Origin of the sequence: Rahnella sp. PAMC25617, assembly GCF_050606005.1 — a bacterium.
Lineage (GTDB): Bacteria > Pseudomonadota > Gammaproteobacteria > Enterobacterales > Enterobacteriaceae > Rahnella > Rahnella variigena.
Genome location: NZ_JBOCUM010000013.1, coordinates 199,890 through 217,905 on the forward strand (window position 1 = coordinate 199,890; position 18,016 = coordinate 217,905).

Annotated in this window: 17 protein-coding genes; 4 read left to right on the plus strand and 13 right to left on the minus strand. The window is 52.5% G+C overall.

What is annotated here, in order from left to right; genetic code table 11:
- Nucleotides 1–105: 105 nt before the first annotated feature.
- Entirely contained in the window at nt 106–570 is a 465-nt protein-coding gene (locus ACM615_RS17125; RefSeq protein ID WP_112287069.1) for an Lrp/AsnC family transcriptional regulator, read from the minus strand.
- Between the two features lie 147 nt (nt 571–717).
- On the opposite strand from ACM615_RS17125, the gene ACM615_RS17130 reads away from it, so the two are divergent.
- A complete protein-coding gene (locus ACM615_RS17130) occupies nt 718–1,497 on the plus strand; it encodes a transporter substrate-binding domain-containing protein (RefSeq protein WP_112287070.1) in 780 nt (259 codons plus the stop codon).
- 3 nt (nt 1,498–1,500) lie between these two features.
- Here ACM615_RS17130 and alr read toward each other — a convergent pair whose 3' ends face one another.
- Complete coding sequence (gene alr / locus ACM615_RS17135) at nt 1,501–2,580, minus strand: alanine racemase (RefSeq protein WP_431012225.1); 1,080 nt, start codon at nt 2,578–2,580, stop codon at nt 1,501–1,503.
- Between the two features lie 186 nt (nt 2,581–2,766).
- Nucleotides 2,767–4,173: a replicative DNA helicase gene (gene dnaB / locus ACM615_RS17140; RefSeq protein WP_113876676.1), complete on the minus strand. Its 1,407-nt coding sequence runs from the start codon at nt 4,171–4,173 to the stop codon at nt 2,767–2,769.
- 182 nt (nt 4,174–4,355) lie between these two features.
- Here dnaB and ACM615_RS17145 point away from each other — a divergent pair, with 182 nt between their 5' ends.
- Nucleotides 4,356–5,339: a quinone oxidoreductase gene (locus ACM615_RS17145; RefSeq protein ID WP_129638039.1), complete on the plus strand. Its 984-nt coding sequence runs from the start codon at nt 4,356–4,358 to the stop codon at nt 5,337–5,339.
- A gap of 394 nt (nt 5,340–5,733) precedes the next feature.
- Here the strand turns inward: ACM615_RS17145 and pspG are convergent, their stop codons facing one another.
- Both pspG and dusA read right to left on the minus strand, forming a co-directional pair.
- Nucleotides 5,734–5,970 carry an envelope stress response protein PspG gene (gene pspG / locus ACM615_RS17150; protein ID WP_112287074.1) on the minus strand — a complete coding sequence of 79 codons (237 nt, stop codon included), beginning with the start codon at nt 5,968–5,970 and terminating at the stop codon, nt 5,734–5,736.
- A gap of 192 nt (nt 5,971–6,162) precedes the next feature.
- Entirely contained in the window at nt 6,163–7,170 is a 1,008-nt protein-coding gene (gene dusA / locus ACM615_RS17155; protein WP_431012226.1) for a tRNA dihydrouridine(20/20a) synthase DusA, read from the minus strand.
- 267 nt (nt 7,171–7,437) lie between these two features.
- Between dusA and zur the strand changes: the two genes are divergently transcribed.
- Nucleotides 7,438–7,947, plus strand: a complete 510-nt coding sequence (gene zur, locus ACM615_RS17160; protein WP_112287076.1) for a zinc uptake transcriptional repressor Zur — start codon at nt 7,438–7,440, stop codon at nt 7,945–7,947.
- 165 nt (nt 7,948–8,112) lie between these two features.
- Here the strand turns inward: zur and ACM615_RS17165 are convergent, their stop codons facing one another.
- The 4 genes from ACM615_RS17165 to ACM615_RS17180 form a co-directional block, all read right to left on the minus strand.
- Nucleotides 8,113–8,322: a CsbD family protein gene (locus ACM615_RS17165; RefSeq protein ID WP_112287077.1), complete on the minus strand. Its 210-nt coding sequence runs from the start codon at nt 8,320–8,322 to the stop codon at nt 8,113–8,115.
- Between the two features lie 191 nt (nt 8,323–8,513).
- A complete protein-coding gene (dinF, locus tag ACM615_RS17170) occupies nt 8,514–9,878 on the minus strand; it encodes an MATE family efflux transporter DinF (RefSeq protein ID WP_431012227.1) in 1,365 nt (454 codons plus the stop codon).
- Between the two features lie 298 nt (nt 9,879–10,176).
- A complete protein-coding gene (gene lexA / locus ACM615_RS17175; protein ID WP_095924321.1) occupies nt 10,177–10,785 on the minus strand; it encodes a transcriptional repressor LexA in 609 nt (202 codons plus the stop codon).
- A gap of 119 nt (nt 10,786–10,904) precedes the next feature.
- Nucleotides 10,905–11,273 carry a diacylglycerol kinase gene (locus ACM615_RS17180; protein ID WP_112287079.1) on the minus strand — a complete coding sequence of 123 codons (369 nt, stop codon included), beginning with the start codon at nt 11,271–11,273 and terminating at the stop codon, nt 10,905–10,907.
- A gap of 130 nt (nt 11,274–11,403) precedes the next feature.
- On the opposite strand from ACM615_RS17180, the gene plsB reads away from it, so the two are divergent.
- The gene (gene plsB, locus ACM615_RS17185; protein ID WP_120163847.1) at nt 11,404–13,887 is read left to right on the plus strand and encodes a glycerol-3-phosphate 1-O-acyltransferase PlsB; all 2,484 of its coding nucleotides are present in this window, start codon (nt 11,404–11,406) and stop codon (nt 13,885–13,887) included.
- A 98-nt stretch (nt 13,888–13,985) separates the two neighbouring features.
- Here the strand turns inward: plsB and ubiA are convergent, their stop codons facing one another.
- From ubiA to pgi, 4 genes are all read right to left on the minus strand, one after another.
- A complete protein-coding gene (gene ubiA / locus ACM615_RS17190) occupies nt 13,986–14,852 on the minus strand; it encodes a 4-hydroxybenzoate octaprenyltransferase (RefSeq protein WP_431012235.1) in 867 nt (288 codons plus the stop codon).
- Nucleotides 14,853–14,893: 41 nt separating this feature from the next.
- Entirely contained in the window at nt 14,894–15,433 is a 540-nt protein-coding gene (gene ubiC, locus ACM615_RS17195; protein ID WP_431012228.1) for a chorismate lyase, read from the minus strand.
- 89 nt (nt 15,434–15,522) lie between these two features.
- The gene (psiE, locus tag ACM615_RS17200) at nt 15,523–15,930 is read right to left on the minus strand and encodes a phosphate-starvation-inducible protein PsiE (protein ID WP_095924316.1); all 408 of its coding nucleotides are present in this window, start codon (nt 15,928–15,930) and stop codon (nt 15,523–15,525) included.
- 251 nt (nt 15,931–16,181) lie between these two features.
- Nucleotides 16,182–17,828 (minus strand): glucose-6-phosphate isomerase, encoded by a 1,647-nt coding sequence (gene pgi / locus ACM615_RS17205; protein WP_113876669.1) that lies wholly within the window; start codon nt 17,826–17,828, stop codon nt 16,182–16,184.
- Between the last annotated feature and the right edge of the window lie 188 nt (nt 17,829–18,016).

An 18,016-nucleotide genomic window follows, 5' to 3' on the forward strand; every position in this document is an offset into this window, starting at 1 on the left:
CACGCACAGAGTACGCATAATAATTCAAAATAATGCACCATTAAAGTGAGGCCGCACCAAAATAAATCACCATAACAGTGCGCACAAAATACAGGGTCAATATTCTTATCCCAGCGTTAATAAGCCGTTTTCTTTTAACCGGTTAAGGACTACCGATGTTTTTACATGCGCCACACTTTTATGTACTGACAGGATTTGGCTGATCAACGTGCTTAAACCGGCTAAATCTTTCACCGCGACCTTCAGCAAATAATCCGCATCTCCGGTCGTTTTATAGGCATCAATAATCGCAGCCACTTCTCCCAGCATGCTGTGGAAAGCCTCGACCTGTGCGGGCAAATGGTTGATAAGTCTGACCTCAATCAGACCAATCATGCCTAAACCGAGCGCCTCCGGTGCCAGACGCGCGTGATAACCGAGGATTAACTGAGCCTGTTCCAGACCAATCCGGCGGCGTGAACATTGTGAAGCTGACAGCCCGACCAGTTCGCTTAATTCCTGGTTGGTCAGTCTTCCGTTAGCTTGTAATAGGGTCAGAATTTTCAGGTCATAATCATCAACGCTGTACATGGCACCTTTCCTGTCGTATTAATTTTTTTATGTTCGCATTCCTGTTGCAATATTATTGCAAAAAGCATTCCCACTATAACGAGTTATAAATACTTATCGGCTGTTTTTTCTTATACTTGCGTACATTCATACCGCAAGGAAAAAATAATGAAAAAAGTACTCTTTTCTCTCGCCTTACTGTCTGCTTTACCCGTTTTCGCACAGGCGGATACCACGTCTTCCCATCTTGAACGCGTATTACAGAAAGGTTCGCTGAATGTTTGCACCACCGGCGACTATAAGCCGTATACGTTTTTGAAAGAAAACGGGGAATATGAAGGCATTGATATCGCCATGGCGCAATCGCTGGCGGCGAGTCTGGACGTTAAAGTGAACTGGGTGCCGGTCACCTGGAAATCATTGCCGGACGAAATGAGCGCCGGTCATTGTGACATCGCCATGGGCGGAATTTCCGTCACGCTGAAACGCCAGCAGAAAGCCTGGTTCGCTAACATGTTGGATCAGGACGGGAAAATCCCGCTGGTGCGCTGCGAAAATGTGCGTCAGTACCAGACGGTTGAACAGCTGAACCGGCCATCCGTGCGCCTGATTGAACCGGAGGGCGGCACCAACGAAGCCTTTGTCCACAGCCACCTGCCAAAAGCCACGCTGACGCTGAGCGATAACGTCACCATCTTCCAGAAACTGATGGATAAGAAAGCCGATGTGATGATTACAGATGCGTCGGAAGCGCTATTTCAGCAGAAACACTATCCGAAACTGTGTGCGGTGAATCCGAAAAAGCCGCTGCAATATGGCGAGAAAGCCTACATGTTGCCGCGTGATGACGTGAGCTGGAAGATGTATGTCGATCAGTGGCTGCACCTGAGTAAAGCCACCGGCGACTATCAGAAGATTGTCAGCCAGTGGCTGGGCGTGAAGAAGTAAGGTTTAGTCGCCAGTATAAATGCGGGCAACGCGCTCGCTGAGTTGGGTAATCAGCTCATAAGCACTGATACCGGTTGCCTGTGCAATGCGCTCAACCGGTAATTTTTCGCCCCAGAAAATCACTTCATCACCAACGTTATCTGTCGATTCCGGCCCTAAATCCACGGTGATCATGTCCATCGACACGCGCCCGGCAACCGGCACTTCCCGGCCATTGACCAGCACCGGCGTACCGTTCGGCGCACTGCGCGGATACCCGTCGCCATACCCCATCGCCACGACGCCCAGACGAGTGTCGCGATCGCTGACCCACGTACTGCCATAACCGACCGGTTCACCGGCAGTGTGCTCACGCACGGCGATCAGGCTGGACGTCAGCGTCATGGCCGGTTGCAGCCCGAAATCGCTGGCCGTTCCGGTTTCCATCGGCGAGACGCCGTACAAAATAATGCCAGGACGAACCAGATTCATATGCGATTCCGGCCACAGCAAAATCCCGCCGGAAGCCGCGATCGATTTCTGCCCCGGCTTGCCTTCAGCAAACGCGTTAAAGCTGTTCAGCTGCCTGGTTGTGGCATCGCTTTCCGGCTCATCAGCACGGCAGAAATGGCTCATGATATTGACCGGCTGAACGACATTTTTGCAGGCACTGAGGCGCTGATAAAACGCGTCGGCCTGTGCGGGATGGACGCCCAAACGGTGCATACCGGTATCGATTTTCAGCCAGACATTCAGCGGATGCGTAAGGTCAGCGCTTTCCAGCGCGTCGAGCTGTTCGATGCTGTGAACGGCGGTATCCAGCTGATGTTCAGTCAGCAACGGTAATTCACTGGCGGAGAAAAAGCCTTCGAGCAGAAGAACAGGTTTAACGACACCGGCTTTGCGCAGCATCAGTGCTTCGCTGAGACGGGAAACGCCGTAATAATCGGCATCCTGCAAGCTATGCACCGTCTCTAACAGACCGTGCCCATAAGCGTTTGCTTTCACTACCGCAACCAGACGACTTTGTGGCGCCAGATGACGCACCCGTTGCAGATTGTGTCGCAGAGCGCGGCGATCAATGACAGCCGTAGCCGCTTTCATTTTAAGTCCTTTGCATGAAATTGAGAGTGTTAACCTAACCGCTAATGCTTAGGGGCGTCAGCGTCGCGGCCAGTTTGGACACGGCCAGCGCGGAAAAACCGGAGCGTACACAAAGTACGTGAGCCAATCTTTCCAAAAAAAGTGAGCACTGCCCGGGTTCAAAATGGCAAGTAAGCTAGCTCCGCACTAGTCTTCGTCGTATTGCGGGCCGCCGTAATTATCAAATCGCGACCACTGACCGTTAAAGGTCAGGCGGACGGTACCGATCGGGCCGTTACGTTGTTTACCGAGGATGATTTGCGCGATGCCTTTTTCTTCACTGTTATCGTGATAAACCTCGTCACGATAGATGAACATGATTAAGTCGGCGTCCTGCTCGATGGAACCTGATTCACGTAAGTCGGAGTTGACCGGGCGTTTATCGGCGCGTTGCTCCAGGCTTCGGTTAAGCTGCGACAGCGCCACCACCGGCACCTGCAATTCTTTCGCCAGCGCTTTAAGCGAGCGGGAGATTTCGGCGATTTCCAGCGTACGGTTATCGGACAGCGACGGAACGCGCATCAGCTGGAGATAGTCAATCATGATCAGGCTCAGACCGCCGTGTTCACGGAAGATACGGCGCGCGCGCGAACGGACTTCCGTTGGCGTCAGGCCGGACGAGTCATCGATATACATGTTACGTTTTTCGAGCAGGATCCCCATGGTGCTGGAAATTCGCGCCCAGTCTTCGTCATCAAGCTGACCGGTACGGATTTTGGTCTGATCGACGCGGGAAAGCGACGCCAGCATACGCATCATGATCTGGTCGCCGGGCATCTCAAGACTGAAGATTAAGACCGGTTTATCCTGCATCATCGCCGCATTTTCGGCGAGGTTCATCGCAAACGTGGTTTTACCCATCGACGGACGTGCCGCCACGATGATCAGATCCGATTTTTGCAAACCGGCGGTTTTCTTATCGAGATCCGCATAGCCGGTGGACACACCGGTTACGCCGTCGTGCGGGCGCTGGAACAGTTCTTCGATACGCGAAACGGTGCTTTCCAGAATACGGTCGATGCTTTTCGGGCCTTCGTCTTTACTGGCGCGGGATTCGGCAATCTGGAATACGCGGGATTCGGCTAAGTCCAGCAGGTCTTCGCTGCTGCGCCCCTGCGGATCATAACCCGCATCGGCAATTTCATTGGCGACGGAAATCATTTCGCGAACGACTGCGCGTTCACGCACGATGTCGGCATAAGCGCCGATGTTCGCCGCACTTGGGGTATTTTTCGAGAGCTCTGCCAGATAGGCGAAACCGCCGACGGAATCCAGTTCGCCTTTCTGTTCCAGGGATTCAGAAAGCGTAATCAGGTCGATCGGTTTGCTCATCTCCAGCAAACGCTGCATTTCGGTGAAAATCAGGCGATGCGGGCGGCTGAAGAAGTCATTGCTGACCACACGCTCGGCGACGTTATCCCAGCGTTCGTTATCCAGCATCAGCCCGCCCAGAACGGATTGTTCAGCTTCCAGCGAATGCGGCGGAAGTTTCAATCCTTCCATCTGGCGATCGCGGTTTTCGTTCTGTTGATTGGTCGGTTTTTTTGCTGCCATCTGTGGAATAGTTCCTGCTCTAAGCGCCTGTTTTATGAGCGTCCGGTTTCCAAAAATCAGAGCCAGACTCGCGCGACAGTATAAACCATTTCAAAAGGGTATTAACCCTTAGTGCCGAAAATCTGGATTGTCCCGGACATTTAGCCTAGGGTTGAAATCAGACTCCATCACGAGGGATAAACATGGCAAAGCGCATCCAGTTTTCTGAGACAGGCACTCCAGACGTTCTGCAATACGTTGATTATCAGCCACAAGATCCGCAGGCTGGCGAAGTTCAGGTTGAGAATAAGGCCATCGGTATCAACTATATCGATACTTACGTGCGCAGCGGTCTGTATGCGCCCGCCAGTTTTCCGGCCGGTTTAGGGACTGAAGCGGCAGGGATTGTCAGTAAAGTCGGCAGCGACGTGACCGGTATTAAGCCGGGCGACCGCGTGGTCTACGCGCAATCGGCGCTCGGGGCTTACAGTGAATTCCATAACGTGCCGCAGGAAAAAATTGCCCTGCTGCCGGATGCCATCAGTTTTGAACAGGCGGCGGCGTCCTTCCTTAAAGGGCTGACGGTTTACTATTTACTGCGCCAGACCCACGAAGTGCAGGCCGGCGAAACCATTCTTTTCCATGCTGCGGCCGGTGGCGTCGGTCTGATTGCCTGCCAGTGGGCGAAAGCGCTGGGCGTAAAACTGATAGGAACTGTGGGTTCGGACGAAAAAGCCGAACGCGCGAAACAGGCCGGTGCCTGGGCGACGATTAATTATCAGAAAGAAGATATCGCGTCCCGCGTGGCGGAGCTGACCGGCGGCGAAAAAGTCGGTGTGGTGTACGATTCTGTCGGTAAAGACACCTTCGAGAAATCGCTGAACAGCCTGAAACGCCGTGGTTTGCTGGTCAGTTTCGGCAATGCTTCCGGCCCGGTGAAAGGCGTGGATCTGGCGATCCTCAATCAGAAAGGTTCGCTGTTTGTGACGCGCCCTTCCCTGAATGGCTACGTGACCAACCGCGAAGAACTGGCACACGCGAGCAGCGAGCTGTTTTCACTGATTGCCAGCGGCGCGATAAAAGTGGACGTCAGCGACGCGCAGAAATTCCCGCTCTCCGAAGCCAGACGCGCGCACGAAACGCTGGAAAGCCGCGTAACGCAAGGCTCAAGTTTACTGATCCCATAACAGTTCCCTAAGCCAATGCAAAAAAGGCTTCCAGAATATGGAAGCCTTTCTTACTGTCTGACTCAGACGACCTCTGATTTCAGACGGGTACTGCTGTAGGGTACTGCCGGGTAAATCCGCAGGGCGATGTCACTTAAGCGACTATTGTGTGCCTCAGCGGACTTGATGAATTCGGTTTACAGCCTGACGGCTGCCAATGAATTCCATCCTAACAGTCACCCATGTTAAAAAATATGATTTATGCATTTCGACCGCACATTCTGACCCAGCTTGTGATCGCTAGCACATAAGCAAAAGTTATCGCTGCAACGGTTACATTTTTTTGTGCTCAAAAGACCATCACTATTCACCAGTATTTCATGCAGTTACAGAAACTACTTATCGACAGTAAAAATTACGGTAAACGGCGGCGGCGATATTTTGGCTGATCCGGTTTGATAAATGCCCGGTAAATCCACACGGCAACCACGGCCAAAATCAGCCAAGGCAACATTTTTATAACAATCGCCAGAAAGCCACCCAACATCATTACCGCGAATGCGACGATCAGCGCAGCGATCATGCCCAGCAGCGAAATGCCGGTCAGCATCAGCATAAAGAAAAAACCAAGCACGAAGAGAATTTCCAGCATCGGGTGCTCCTTAATAAGCCATGTGCAATAAGACGTGATGTCAGAACACACGTTAGCTATTACAAGAAACGTGCCAGTGTGACGGGTTAAATAATGGATTGAATTACAAGAAGAAAATATTTCGCAGGCACGAATGGCCTGCGAAAAGATAGTAAATTTGACTAACAGATAGTGATTTTCCTCACCTGGTTTTCAGGCCTGTGCCGCCATTTCCTGTTGCTGAGCGACCATCTGCAATGCCTGTTCAACCACATCAATGCCCGCGCCGGCTTTATGAGCGTTCTCACTCAGGTGACGACGGAACTGACGTGCGCCCGGCACGCCCTGGAACAGACCAAGAATATGGCGGGTAATGTGGCCCAGATAGGTGCCTTTACTCAGTTCCTCGTCGATATACGGATACAGCGCGCGGATGATATCCGGCCCGGTTTTCAGCGGCGCGTCGGAGCCAAACAGCTCGCGATCGACGTTCAGCAACATGCCCGGATTCTGGTAAGCCTCGCGACCGACCATCACGCCATCCATAAATTGCAGATGCGTTTTGGCTTCTTCGAGCGTTTTAATGCCGCCGTTAATCGCCATCGTCAGCTGCGGGAAATCACGCTTAAGCTGATACACACGCGGGTAATCGAGCGGTGGGATTTCACGGTTTTCTTTCGGGCTGAGACCGGAAAGCCAGGCTTTACGCGCATGGATAATAAAGGTATCGCAGCCGCCGTTTTCAGACACCTGACGGATGAAATCGCACAAAAATTCGTAGCTGTCCTGATCGTCAATACCGATACGGGTTTTGACCGTCACCGGAATTGAAACCACATCGCGCATGGCTTTGATACAGTCCGCTACCAGCGACGCCTGCCCCATCAGACAGGCACCAAACATGCCGTTCTGCACGCGATCCGACGGGCAACCGACGTTGAGGTTAATTTCGTCATAACCGCGTTCTTCTGCCAGTTTCGCGCAATGCGCCAGATCGGCAGGATTGCTGCCGCCAAGCTGCAATGACACCGGATGTTCAGCGTCGCCAAACCCAAGATAATCCCCTTTACCATGAATAATGGCACCGGTAGTCACCATTTCGGTGTACAGCAACGTCTGGCCGGTCATCAGCCGGTGAAAATGGCGACAGTGGCGATCGGTCCAGTCGAGCATCGGCGCAACGGAAAAACGCTGAGCGGAAAACGGAGTGGTCTGGGGCATTGCGTGTTGAGTTTCTGACATCGGCCTGACATTCGCTGAAGGGGTTCGTGGCGCTCTCTCTGACGCAACGCCAGAGAGAAGTTAATCGGTGATTATACCACAGAACAAAGATTCGGCATCCTGCGCCATCGTGCAGAGAAATAACGTCGCCGCAATACATCTTAATGAATGGCGCATAATTCGTCGTTTTAGCCTAAGCATGATAAAATCAACAATGGTCGCATGTTGTGGCCTGTCGATCCCAATCTGCGCTCAGAGAACGTTGCTATGACCCTGAATAATCCGGAAAAATTACTTTCGCAAGCTGAAGAACTTTGCCAGCAGCGCAATGTTCGTCTTACGCCGCAGCGGCTGGAAGTACTGCGCCTGATGGCGCAACAACCCGGTGCCATCAGCGCCTATGATTTGCTGGATCTGCTGCGTGTCAGCGAGCCACAAGCAAAACCGCCAACCGTTTACCGCGCGCTGGATTTTCTGCTTGAACAAGGCTTTATCCACCGGGTTGAATCGGCTAACAGCTACGTGCTTTGCCATCATTTTGAAGAGCCGAGCCACACGTCTGCGCTGTTCATCTGCGACCGCTGCGGGCTGGTGACGGAAAAAACCACTGACGGTATTGAAGAACGTCTGGCGAAACTGGCAACGGAATCCGGCTTTGAGCTTCGCCATTCTGTCGTGGAAGCCCACGGTTTGTGCGGGGAATGTAAGGTCGTGGAAACCTGTGACAGCCATGAGCACTGCGACCATGACCACAGTATTGTGGTGAAAAAACGTTAAGGGATTTTGGTGTTTGTGCGGGGATTTACTGAAGCGAGTATGTGCAAAAGCTAAGAAGTGAAGACATAAAGTTGGGTACATCCGTGTACCCGTATCCTGAAGCGTTCCGGGTAGGAGCAGCTAAATCTCAGGATACGTCACTGACACGCGAGGGGGAGTCGCGTATTACCAGTGATATTTGTTGCTGGTTTCCCATTCCTTGAGCTCTTTCTCGGCCTGATCTTTCTGATAGCCGTAACGCTCCTGAATCTTACCAACCAACTGATCACGTTTACCTTCAACCACTGTCAGGTCGTCATCGGTCAGTTTGCCCCATTTTTCTTTCACTTTCCCTTTGAACTGTTTCCAGTTACCGTCGGCTTGGTCCTTATTCATAAAATATCTCCTGTTACCTTGGGTTTATGGAGCTGCGTTTTGTTCCGGCAGCTCGTCCTTAACACTTCTAAGGTTAGTAGAGAATCTGGATTAATCCTCCCCGAACAGGGATAAAAACCATTATTAGGATTATTCCAAAGCAGGAAATAACGGCAAAAGAACATTTATCTCTTTGATAAAACACTGCCAATTCAGTGTCCGGGAGAAGAAAACCAGGTATCGCGCTGCCAGTAACGACGCCATATCCAGCCCAGTGCAATCCCGCGCAAGCCGAGGAAGACGGTCAGCGCCAGCCATAACGCATGGTTTCCCAGTACCGGTAAAGTCATAAGCGTCAGCCCGTATCCGAGCGCTGCAACCACCATGCTGTTACGCATATCCCGCCCGCGTGTGGCACCGATAAACATCCCATCGAGCAGATAACACCAGACCGCCACCAGCGGCAATACAATTTGCCAGCCGAGGTAATGATCCGCCAGCTCACGCAATTCGGGGAGTGAGGTGAGCGCATTTATAATCGCCCCGCCGGCTACGGCATAAATTAGCGCAAAAGCCAGCGCCACCAGTCCGGCCTGACGGCACGCGGCATGCCACACGTTGAGCAGTTTTTCGCGATTGCGCGCACCGAATGCCTCACCGGAATGGGCTTCGATGGCATACGCAAAGCCATCGAGTGCAAATGCGGTAAAGGTCAGCAGGTTCATCAGAACAGCGTTGACCGCCACAATGTGGCTGCCCAGCCGCGCACCCAGGATGGTCAGTGAGGCAAAGCATAGCTGCAACAGCAATGAGCGCAGCATGATGTCGCGGTTAAGTCCGAGAAGACGGCGCAAATTACCGCGCCACGCACCGGTGATTTCTGAACCGGTGATACCGCGTCGTTTCATGACACGCCAGACAAAATACAGCCCGATGAACAACGTGAAATACTCTGCACTGGCAGTTGCCATCGCCGCACCACGTACGTTCAGCCCCAGCCCCATTACCAGCCAGATATCCAGGATAATATTCAGCAGATTTCCCGCGATCAGCAAAATCACCGGCCCGCGAATATACTGGATCCCCAGCAACCAGCCGAGGATCACCAGATTCGCCAGAGAAGCAGGCGCACTATACCAGCGGATTTCGATAAACAGCCTCGCCTGTTCCAGCACCGACTGACTGCCACCCACGACATGAAACGCCAGCTCCATCAGCGGATGGCGAAATAACAGAATGACGACACCGGCCAGCACCGCCAGCAAAAAGGGCTGCACAAAAGCACGTGCCAGCAACTGATTGTCTTTTGCGCCCAGCGCCTGTGCGGTCATGCCGGTGGTGCTCATGCGCAGAAACAGCAGCATCATGAAGAGGAAAGTCGTGACCATCGAACCAACCGCCACACCACCGAGATAATCGGCACTGTCGAGATGACCGATCACTGCGGTATCGACCAGACCAAGAAGAGGCACCGTGATATTGGAAAAAATCATCGGTAACGCCAGGGTCCAGAGTGCTTTATCCGCGGGGCTTAGAAAGGTATTTTTGAATGATTGTCGCAGGGAATGATGTTGCATAGAGAATCTCATGCCGGAGGTTCAGGTTATGCCTAAAATGACATCGCCCCGAAAGGGGCGATGATGAGAGAAACGCATTTCTCTTTGAATTTACATGGATGCCAGAGGCGGCCGCCATCCATATTCAATTAGTTGTAGTCTTCTCTATCTGACACAGCAATTTCTGACTCAGCAATTTCTGACCGAGTAATTCGAGTTGCAGGAAGGCAGCAAGTAAGAGAGTCCCGATGAGCTGACATGAGTCAGTGATTCGGGTAAACGCACGCAGCCAACGCGTCTGCAGCTCGAAGTACGAAGGTCAGATCCAGTTGCCGTTACGGATGACGCCTACGGCTAGCCCTTCAATGCTGAAATTCTGTTCGCGTAAATCCACCACGATCGGCTGGAATTCGCTGTTCTCAGGCAATAACTGCACCACGCTGCCCTGCTTTTTCAGGCGTTTCACGGTGACTTCATCATCGATACGCGCCACGACAACCTGGCCGTTACGCACGTCCTGCGTTTTATGTACGGCCAGCAAATCGCCGTCGAGGATACCGATATCACGCATCGACATCCCGCTGACGCGCAGCAGGAAATCGGCGCTCGGCTTGAACATCGCCGGATCAACCTGATAATGCCCTTCGATATGTTGCTGTGCCAGCAGCGGCTCACCGGCGGCAACGCGGCCGATCAGCGGTAAACCTTCTTCTTCTTCCATCAGCAGACGGATACCACGAGATGCACCGGAGACAATCTCGATAACGCCTTTACGTGCCAGCGCTTTCAGGTGTTCTTCCGCCGCATTGGGAGAACGGAAACCCAGACGCGATGCAATCTCTGCGCGAGTCGGTGGCATACCGGTGGTGGAGATATGATCGCGAATAAGGTCGTAGACCTCTTGTTGTCTGGTCGTTAAAGCTTTCATTCCGCCCCCTGGTTGTTTATACAGTCTTGCTGTGAGTATATACAGCTAAACGGTCAATGAAAACCTAAGATTGAATAAAAACAGGGCATAACGGTGATTCCTGGAATACAGATTCCAGATCAGAACCATCGCGGCCAAAAGATACTGACCCAGACAAAAATCGCCAATATGATGGTCAGAAGTACGGCAGCAGAACCGATATCTTTTGCCCGCCCTGAGAGCACGTGAAACTCAGGGCCGATACGGTCAATCGCGCATTCCACCGCACTGTTGAGCAACTCGGTGACGCAGACCAGCATCACGGAGCTTACAAGCAAAATGCGTTCAACCGTGCTGACATCGAGCCAGAAAGATAACAAAATTAACGGGATAGCCACGCTGGCTTCCTGGCGAAAAGCCGCTTCGTTCTGCCATGCGGCTTTCAATCCTTTCCAGGAATATCCGGCCGCTTTATAAATTCGGGTAAATCCAGTGACTTGGTTCGCCATTTCGGGTACTGATCCTTGAAGGGTTGTCCTTAAAAGTGTGCCGTATTTTAGCTTTTATATGACCACAGATCTCCACGGATCTTTCTGGTATCCTTGCGGCGAAATGGCTAACAAGAGGCTTCACGTTTTTATGTCAGGTTGGCGTAGACTTTATTACACATTATTGAATTTACCACTCTCATTGCTGGTAAAGAGCAAGGTCATACCTTCAGATCCGGTTACCGAGTTGCATTTGGACCCGACGCGCCCGATTTTGTACGTATTGCCTTACAACTCCAAAGCAGACTTGCTGACGTTGCGTGCGCAATGTCTGGCAGAGAATCTGCCCGATCCCCTTATTCCGCTGGAAATCGACGGAACGCTGCTGCCAAGCCATGTTTTCATTGCTGAAGGCCCGCGCGTGTTCTCGTATTACACGCCGAAGCAGGAATCCGTAAAGCTGTTCCACGACTATCTGGATTTGCACCGCAACAATCCGGATTTAGACATTCAGATGCTGCCGGTTTCCGTGATGTTTGGCCGTGCGCCGGGCCGTGAAGGTCAGGATGATACGCCGCATCTGCGCGTACTGAATGGCATCCAGAAATTCTTTGCCGTCTTGTGGCTCGGACGTGACAGTTTTGTCCGTTTCTCCAATACCGTTTCCCTGCGCTATATGGCGACAGAGCACGGCACCGACAAAACCATCGCTCAGAAACTGGCACGCGTGGCGCGTATGCATTTCTCCCGCCAGCGTCTGGCAGCGGTCGGCCCGCGTCTTCCGGCTCGTCAGGATTTATTCAATAAATTGCTGGCTTCCAAAGCCATCGAAAAAGCGATCGAAGACGAAGCCCGCAGCAAGAAAATTTCCCACGAAAAAGCCCAGCAGAATGCTATCGCGCTGATGGAAGAAATCGCGGCGAACTTCTCTTATGAGGCAGTGCGTCTGTCAGACCGCGTGCTGAGCTGGACGTGGAACCGCTTGTATAAAGGCATCAACGTCAACAATGCTGAACGTGTCCGTCAGCTGGCGCTTGATGGTCAGGAAATTGTGTATGTGCCCTGCCACCGCAGCCATATGGATTACCTGCTGCTGTCTTACGTGCTCTATCACCAGGGGCTGGTGCCGCCGCATATCGCTGCCGGTATCAACCTGAATTTCTGGCCAGCCGGTCCGATTTTCCGTCGTCTGGGTGCGTTCTTCATCCGTCGTACCTTTAAGGGCAACAAGCTTTATTCCACTGTTTTCCGCGAATATCTGGGCGAGTTGTTCAGCCGCGGTTATTCGGTCGAATACTTTGTGGAAGGTGGCCGTTCACGAACCGGACGTCTGCTGGAACCGAAAACCGGTACGCTGGCGATGACCATTCAGGCCATGCTGCGCGGCGGTTCACGTCCGATTACGTTAGTGCCGATTTACATCGGTTATGAGCACGTGATGGAAGTGGGCACGTACGCCAAAGAATTACGCGGTGCGACCAAAGAGAAAGAAAGCCTGACGCAGATGCTGAACGGGCTGCGCAAGCTGCGCAACCTCGGTCAGGGTTATGTGAATTTCGGCGAGCCACTGCATCTGACCACTTACCTGAACCAGAACGTACCTACCTGGCGTGAAGCGATCGACCCAATCGAAGCGCAGCGTCCGAGCTGGCTGACGCCAACGGTGCAGGATCTGGCAGAGCAGATTATGGTGCGTATTAACAACTCAGCCGCGGCTAACGCCATGAACCTGTGTTGTACCGCGCTGCTGGCATCCCGTCAGCGTTCACTGACCCGTGAACAGCTGACCGAGCAAATCGACTGCTATCTGCAACTGCTGCGTAACGTGCCGTATAACGCGGATTCGACGGTGCCTGATCTGACCGCCGATCAGCTACTCGATCACGCGCTGAACATGAACAAGTTCCAGGTCGAGAAAGACAACATCGGTGACATCATCGTTCTGCCGCGCGAGCAGGCTGTTCTGATGACGTATTACCGCAACAATATCCACCATATGCTGGTGTTGCCGTCGCTGATTTCAAGCATCGTGATGCATCACCGTCAGGTCACCCGCGCAGAATTACTGCGTCAGGTGGAACTGATTTACCCGATGCTCAAAGCAGAACTGTTTATGCATTTCGATAAGTCAGAGCTGCCGCAGGTGCTGGATGTTCTGACGCTGGAACTGGCACGTCAGCAAATCATTCATCTGGAAGATGATGAACTGACGCTGAACCCGGCACGTATCCGTACCCTGCAACTGCTGGCCGCAGGTGTGCGTGAAACGCTGCAACGCTATGCCATTACTTTCTCGCTGCTCACCAATAATCCAAGCATCAACCGCGGTGCGCTGGAGAAAGAGAGCCGGATTATGGCGCAGCGTTTGTCCGTATTACACGGTATCAATGCACCTGAATTCTTCGACAAAGCGGTGTTCTCAACGCTGGTCGGCACACTGCGCGCTGAGGGTTATATCAGTGACACCGGTGATGCGATTCAGGAACAAACGCGTGAGATTTACATCATGCTCAGTGATCTGATGACGCCGGATATCAAGCTGACGATCGAGAGTGCGGGAATGCCTTCTGAGCTGCCGCAACCGACAGAGCCACCGGCTGAGCCGAAGATGGATGTGCGCGATACCGATCATTAACCGCTATTAGCGCACGCCAGCGGGCGGTAAAACAAAACGCCCGGACTTTTTACAGAGTCCGGGCGTTTTTTATGGATGCCATCCAAGGTCTGGAAATCTTAGAAACTGAACGCTGATAAGCTCATCAGAATGCCGAGGAACAGCACCAGTCCGACATAGTTGTTTTGACGGAAAGCCAGGAAACAGGCATCGCGTTCGCGTTTAGCGATCAGCTTTTGCTGATGCATAAACAGCGCAGCGGCCAGCAGCAGCGACCAGTAGAACGGTGCGCCAAGTTGTGAAAAATGTCCCACAAATCCCATCAGAAGCAGTGTGGCAAGTTGCAGCAGGCCGATAATCAGCGTGTCAAAACGACCAAACAAAATCGCTGTCGACTTCACGCCGATTTTCAAATCATCATCGCGATCCACCATGGCATATTGCGTATCGTAAGCCACCGTCCAGCAGATATTGGCGGCAAACATCAGCCAGCAGCTGAGCGGTACGCTTTCGCTTACCGCCGCGTACGCCATCGGAATTGCCCAGCCAAACGCCGCGCCCAAAACGACCTGCGGCAGATGGCTGACCCGCTTCATAAACGGATAAATCCATGCCAGCGCCAGCCCGGCCAGAGACAGCAAAATGGTCATGCGGTTGAGCAGGAGAACCAGCAGGAAGGACACCAGCACCAGCCCGACAAAAAGCATTTTCGCCTGCTTGCCAGTAATCGCACCGCTTGGCAGCGGACGGTTCGCGGTCCGTTTTACATGACCGTCAAATTTGCGGTCTGCGTAGTCGTTCACCACGCAACCGGCTGCACGCATAAAGAAAACGCCCAGCACGAACACCAGCAAAATCTTAGCAGATGGCATTCCACCACCGGCCACCCACAATGCCCATAATGTTGGCCACAGCAGCAACAGCGAGCCGATAGGTTTATCAATACGCATCAGGCGGCAGTAATCACGCCATGTGCCCTGAGTCATACTTCCTGACACTCTCTGTTCTCCTTGTTGATTAGTCTGGCTCATGCCTTGCTCACTTTACCCTCGGGGCGATGCACCGGCGAGTCCGGCAGGAAAATTTCCGTCAGCAGAAGCGGTTTGTCTGAAAGCCGCAGGCGGGAACGACGCGCCCATAAATCACCCTGTTCACTCTGCAATTGCCCTAAAAGAATGTAATCACGGGTCAGGTTGTTGCCGCTAAACAGATAGCGTCCGAGCGGCACCGTACCTAAATCGACCAGCGCCAGGTCTGGCCCGGTCAGCGTTTCTTCAGGAATGACCGTGCGGCCCAGCAGCCAGGGTTCGGCATCGCCAAACAGCACAATTTCGCGGATCCAGTAACGGGCACTTTCCGGCAACTGCTGTGCTTCGCTTTCACCCAGTTCCTCGCGGCTGACAAAACATTCGTTTTGCGGCTTCACGGTGACGGTAACACCCTGCTTTTCGAACCGGCGGGTCATGGATCCCATTTCCATCAGCCAGTCGGCGACATCTGCAGGTACCTGCGAGGGATCGTCAAACCAGTGGATCGGGGATTGTTCGGGGGAATGGGAATCAGACATCAACGGCTCCGTAATGAAGGTATTCATACCTCCAATGAATTATCTGCCCCGCATTCTAGCGCATGAATGCGGGTCAGTAATGGCCTGTTTTATTCGCGGCGCAAACGTTCGCCGTTAGCCAGGAACAGCGTCACGACCAGCACGAGGATCGCACAGGCGTAAACCAGCGTGTCATAAGGACTTTTGTGGTCGACGATAATCAGACGGATAATCGCGGTGATACCGATGTAAATAAAATAGCGCAACGGGAAGTGATAGCCCGATGAAAAGTATTTGATAATCAGTGCAATAAACTCGAAATAGAGGAAGTAAATGACAATCCCCTCTATCAGTAAATACGATGAAGACTGGTCGTTATTCACGAACAACACCATCGCCAGATGATAAGTTTCGCGCCCGATAAAAATCATCAGGATCGCGGCCAGTCCCAATAAGAAAACGTTCAAGATTCGCTGCATAATGACGGATATCATCATTGCGCGTTTTGATCCTGCCATGTGATCTACATCCCACTTTTGTTATGAATACCCGCAGAATACCACAGAGTCCGCACCAGAAAACGAGCATTAAAAAAGGGTCAGCCGGTGAAGGCTAACCCTTTTATTTAGAAATATTTTGGCCCGTCCCTCTAAATCATTCGTGCTGCATCCAGGCGGCAACTGAGTGAACTCCCGGGAGCATACGCAAGTATGTGACCGGGATTCGTGAAAGCAGCCAACGCCGGGTCAGCGCGAAGGATGACGAGGGATTAGCGCCAGTTTTTAAAGCGGTTAATCAAACCGTTAGTCGAGCTGTCGTGACCGGTAACATCTTTGTCGTCTTCCAGCTCTGGCAGGATACGGTTTGCCAGCTGTTTGCCCAGTTCTACGCCCCATTGGTCGAAGGTGTAGATATTCAGGATAACGCCCTGAGTAAAGATTTTATGCTCGTACATCGCGATCAACGCACCCAGGCTGTAAGGCGTGATTTCACGCAGCAGGATAGAGTTGGTCGGACGGTTACCTTCGAACACTTTGAACGGTGCAACGTGTTTAACGTCTTCCGGTTTTTTACCCTGATCGGCGAATTCTTTCTCGACGACATCCAGAGATTTACCGAACGCCAGCGCTTCTGTCTGGGCGAAGAAATTAGACAGCAGTTTCGCGTGGTGATCGCTCAGCGGGTTATGGCTGATGGCCGGCGCGATGAAGTCACAAGGGATGATTTTGGTTCCCTGGTGGATCAGCTGATAGAACGCGTGCTGCCCGTTGGTGCCTGGTTCGCCCCAGATGATCGGGCCCGTCTGGTAATCTACCGGGTTGCCGTTACGGTCAACGAACTTACCGTTGGATTCCATGTTGCCTTGCTGGAAGTAAGCAGCAAAACGGTGCATGTACTGGTCGTATGGCAGAATCGCTTCGGTTTCGGTGCCGTAGAAATCGTTGTACCAGATACCGATCAGCGCCAGCAGAACTGGCAGGTTTTTCTCCGCCGGGGTATTGGCGAAGTGATTATCCATCGCGTGAGCACCGCTCAGCAGTTGTTCGAAGTTATCGAAACCAACAGACAGGGCGATGGACAGACCGATTGCAGACCACAGTGAGTAACGGCCGCCGACCCAGTCCCAGAATTCGAACATGTTGTCGGTGTCGATACCAAACTCGCTCACCGCTTTACCGTTGGTAGACAGCGCCGCGAAGTGTTTGGCCACGTGTTTGTTGTCGCCCGCGGTTTTCAGGAACCAGTCACGCGCGCTGTGGGCGTTGGTCATGGTTTCCTGGGTAGTGAAGGTTTTTGATGCGACCAGGAACAGCGTGGTTTCCGGTGACAAGTCTTTCAGCGTTTCGGCGATGTGCGTGCCATCCACGTTGGAGACGAAATGCATATTCAGGTGGTTTTTGTACGGACGCAGCGCTTCGGTGACCATGAACGGACCGAGGTCTGAACCGCCAATACCGATGTTCACCACGTCAGTGATGGCCTTACCGGTATAACCTTTCCACTCGCCGCCGATCACGCGTTCGGTGAAGCCTTTGATTTTCGCCAGAACCGCATTCACTTCCGGCATCACATCTTTGCCGTCCACGACGATTGGCGTGTTGCTGCGGTTACGCAGGGCAACGTGCAGCACGGCACGGTCTTCTGTGCGGTTGATCTTCTCGCCAGAGAACATCGATTTGATGGCGCCCTGAAGGTCGGTCTCTTTCGCCAGCGCCTGCAGTTTTTCCAGCGTCTCTGCAGTGATTCGGTTTTTGGAGAAATCGACCAGCATCTGGTCTTCAAACGTGGCAGAGAATTTGGAGAAACGATCACCATCTTCAGCAAACAGATGGCTAATCTGCACATCTTTCATCTTGTCGAAATGCTGCTGCAGGGCTTGCCAGGCAGCGGTCTGAGTTGGATTGATATTTTTCATAGCAATGCTCTTAGGCTGAGAATAAATATGAGGTAACTGTCCCGATTGTATCCTGAACTTCCCGGGAAGAGATGCCTTTTCTTGCGATAGGTCAGATCTGCTAAATCACAATGACAGAGAACAATATTAGATGAGAATCGTTCAAAATGTGGCGCATGGGCCGCGAGACCGTTGACAGACGCGCCATA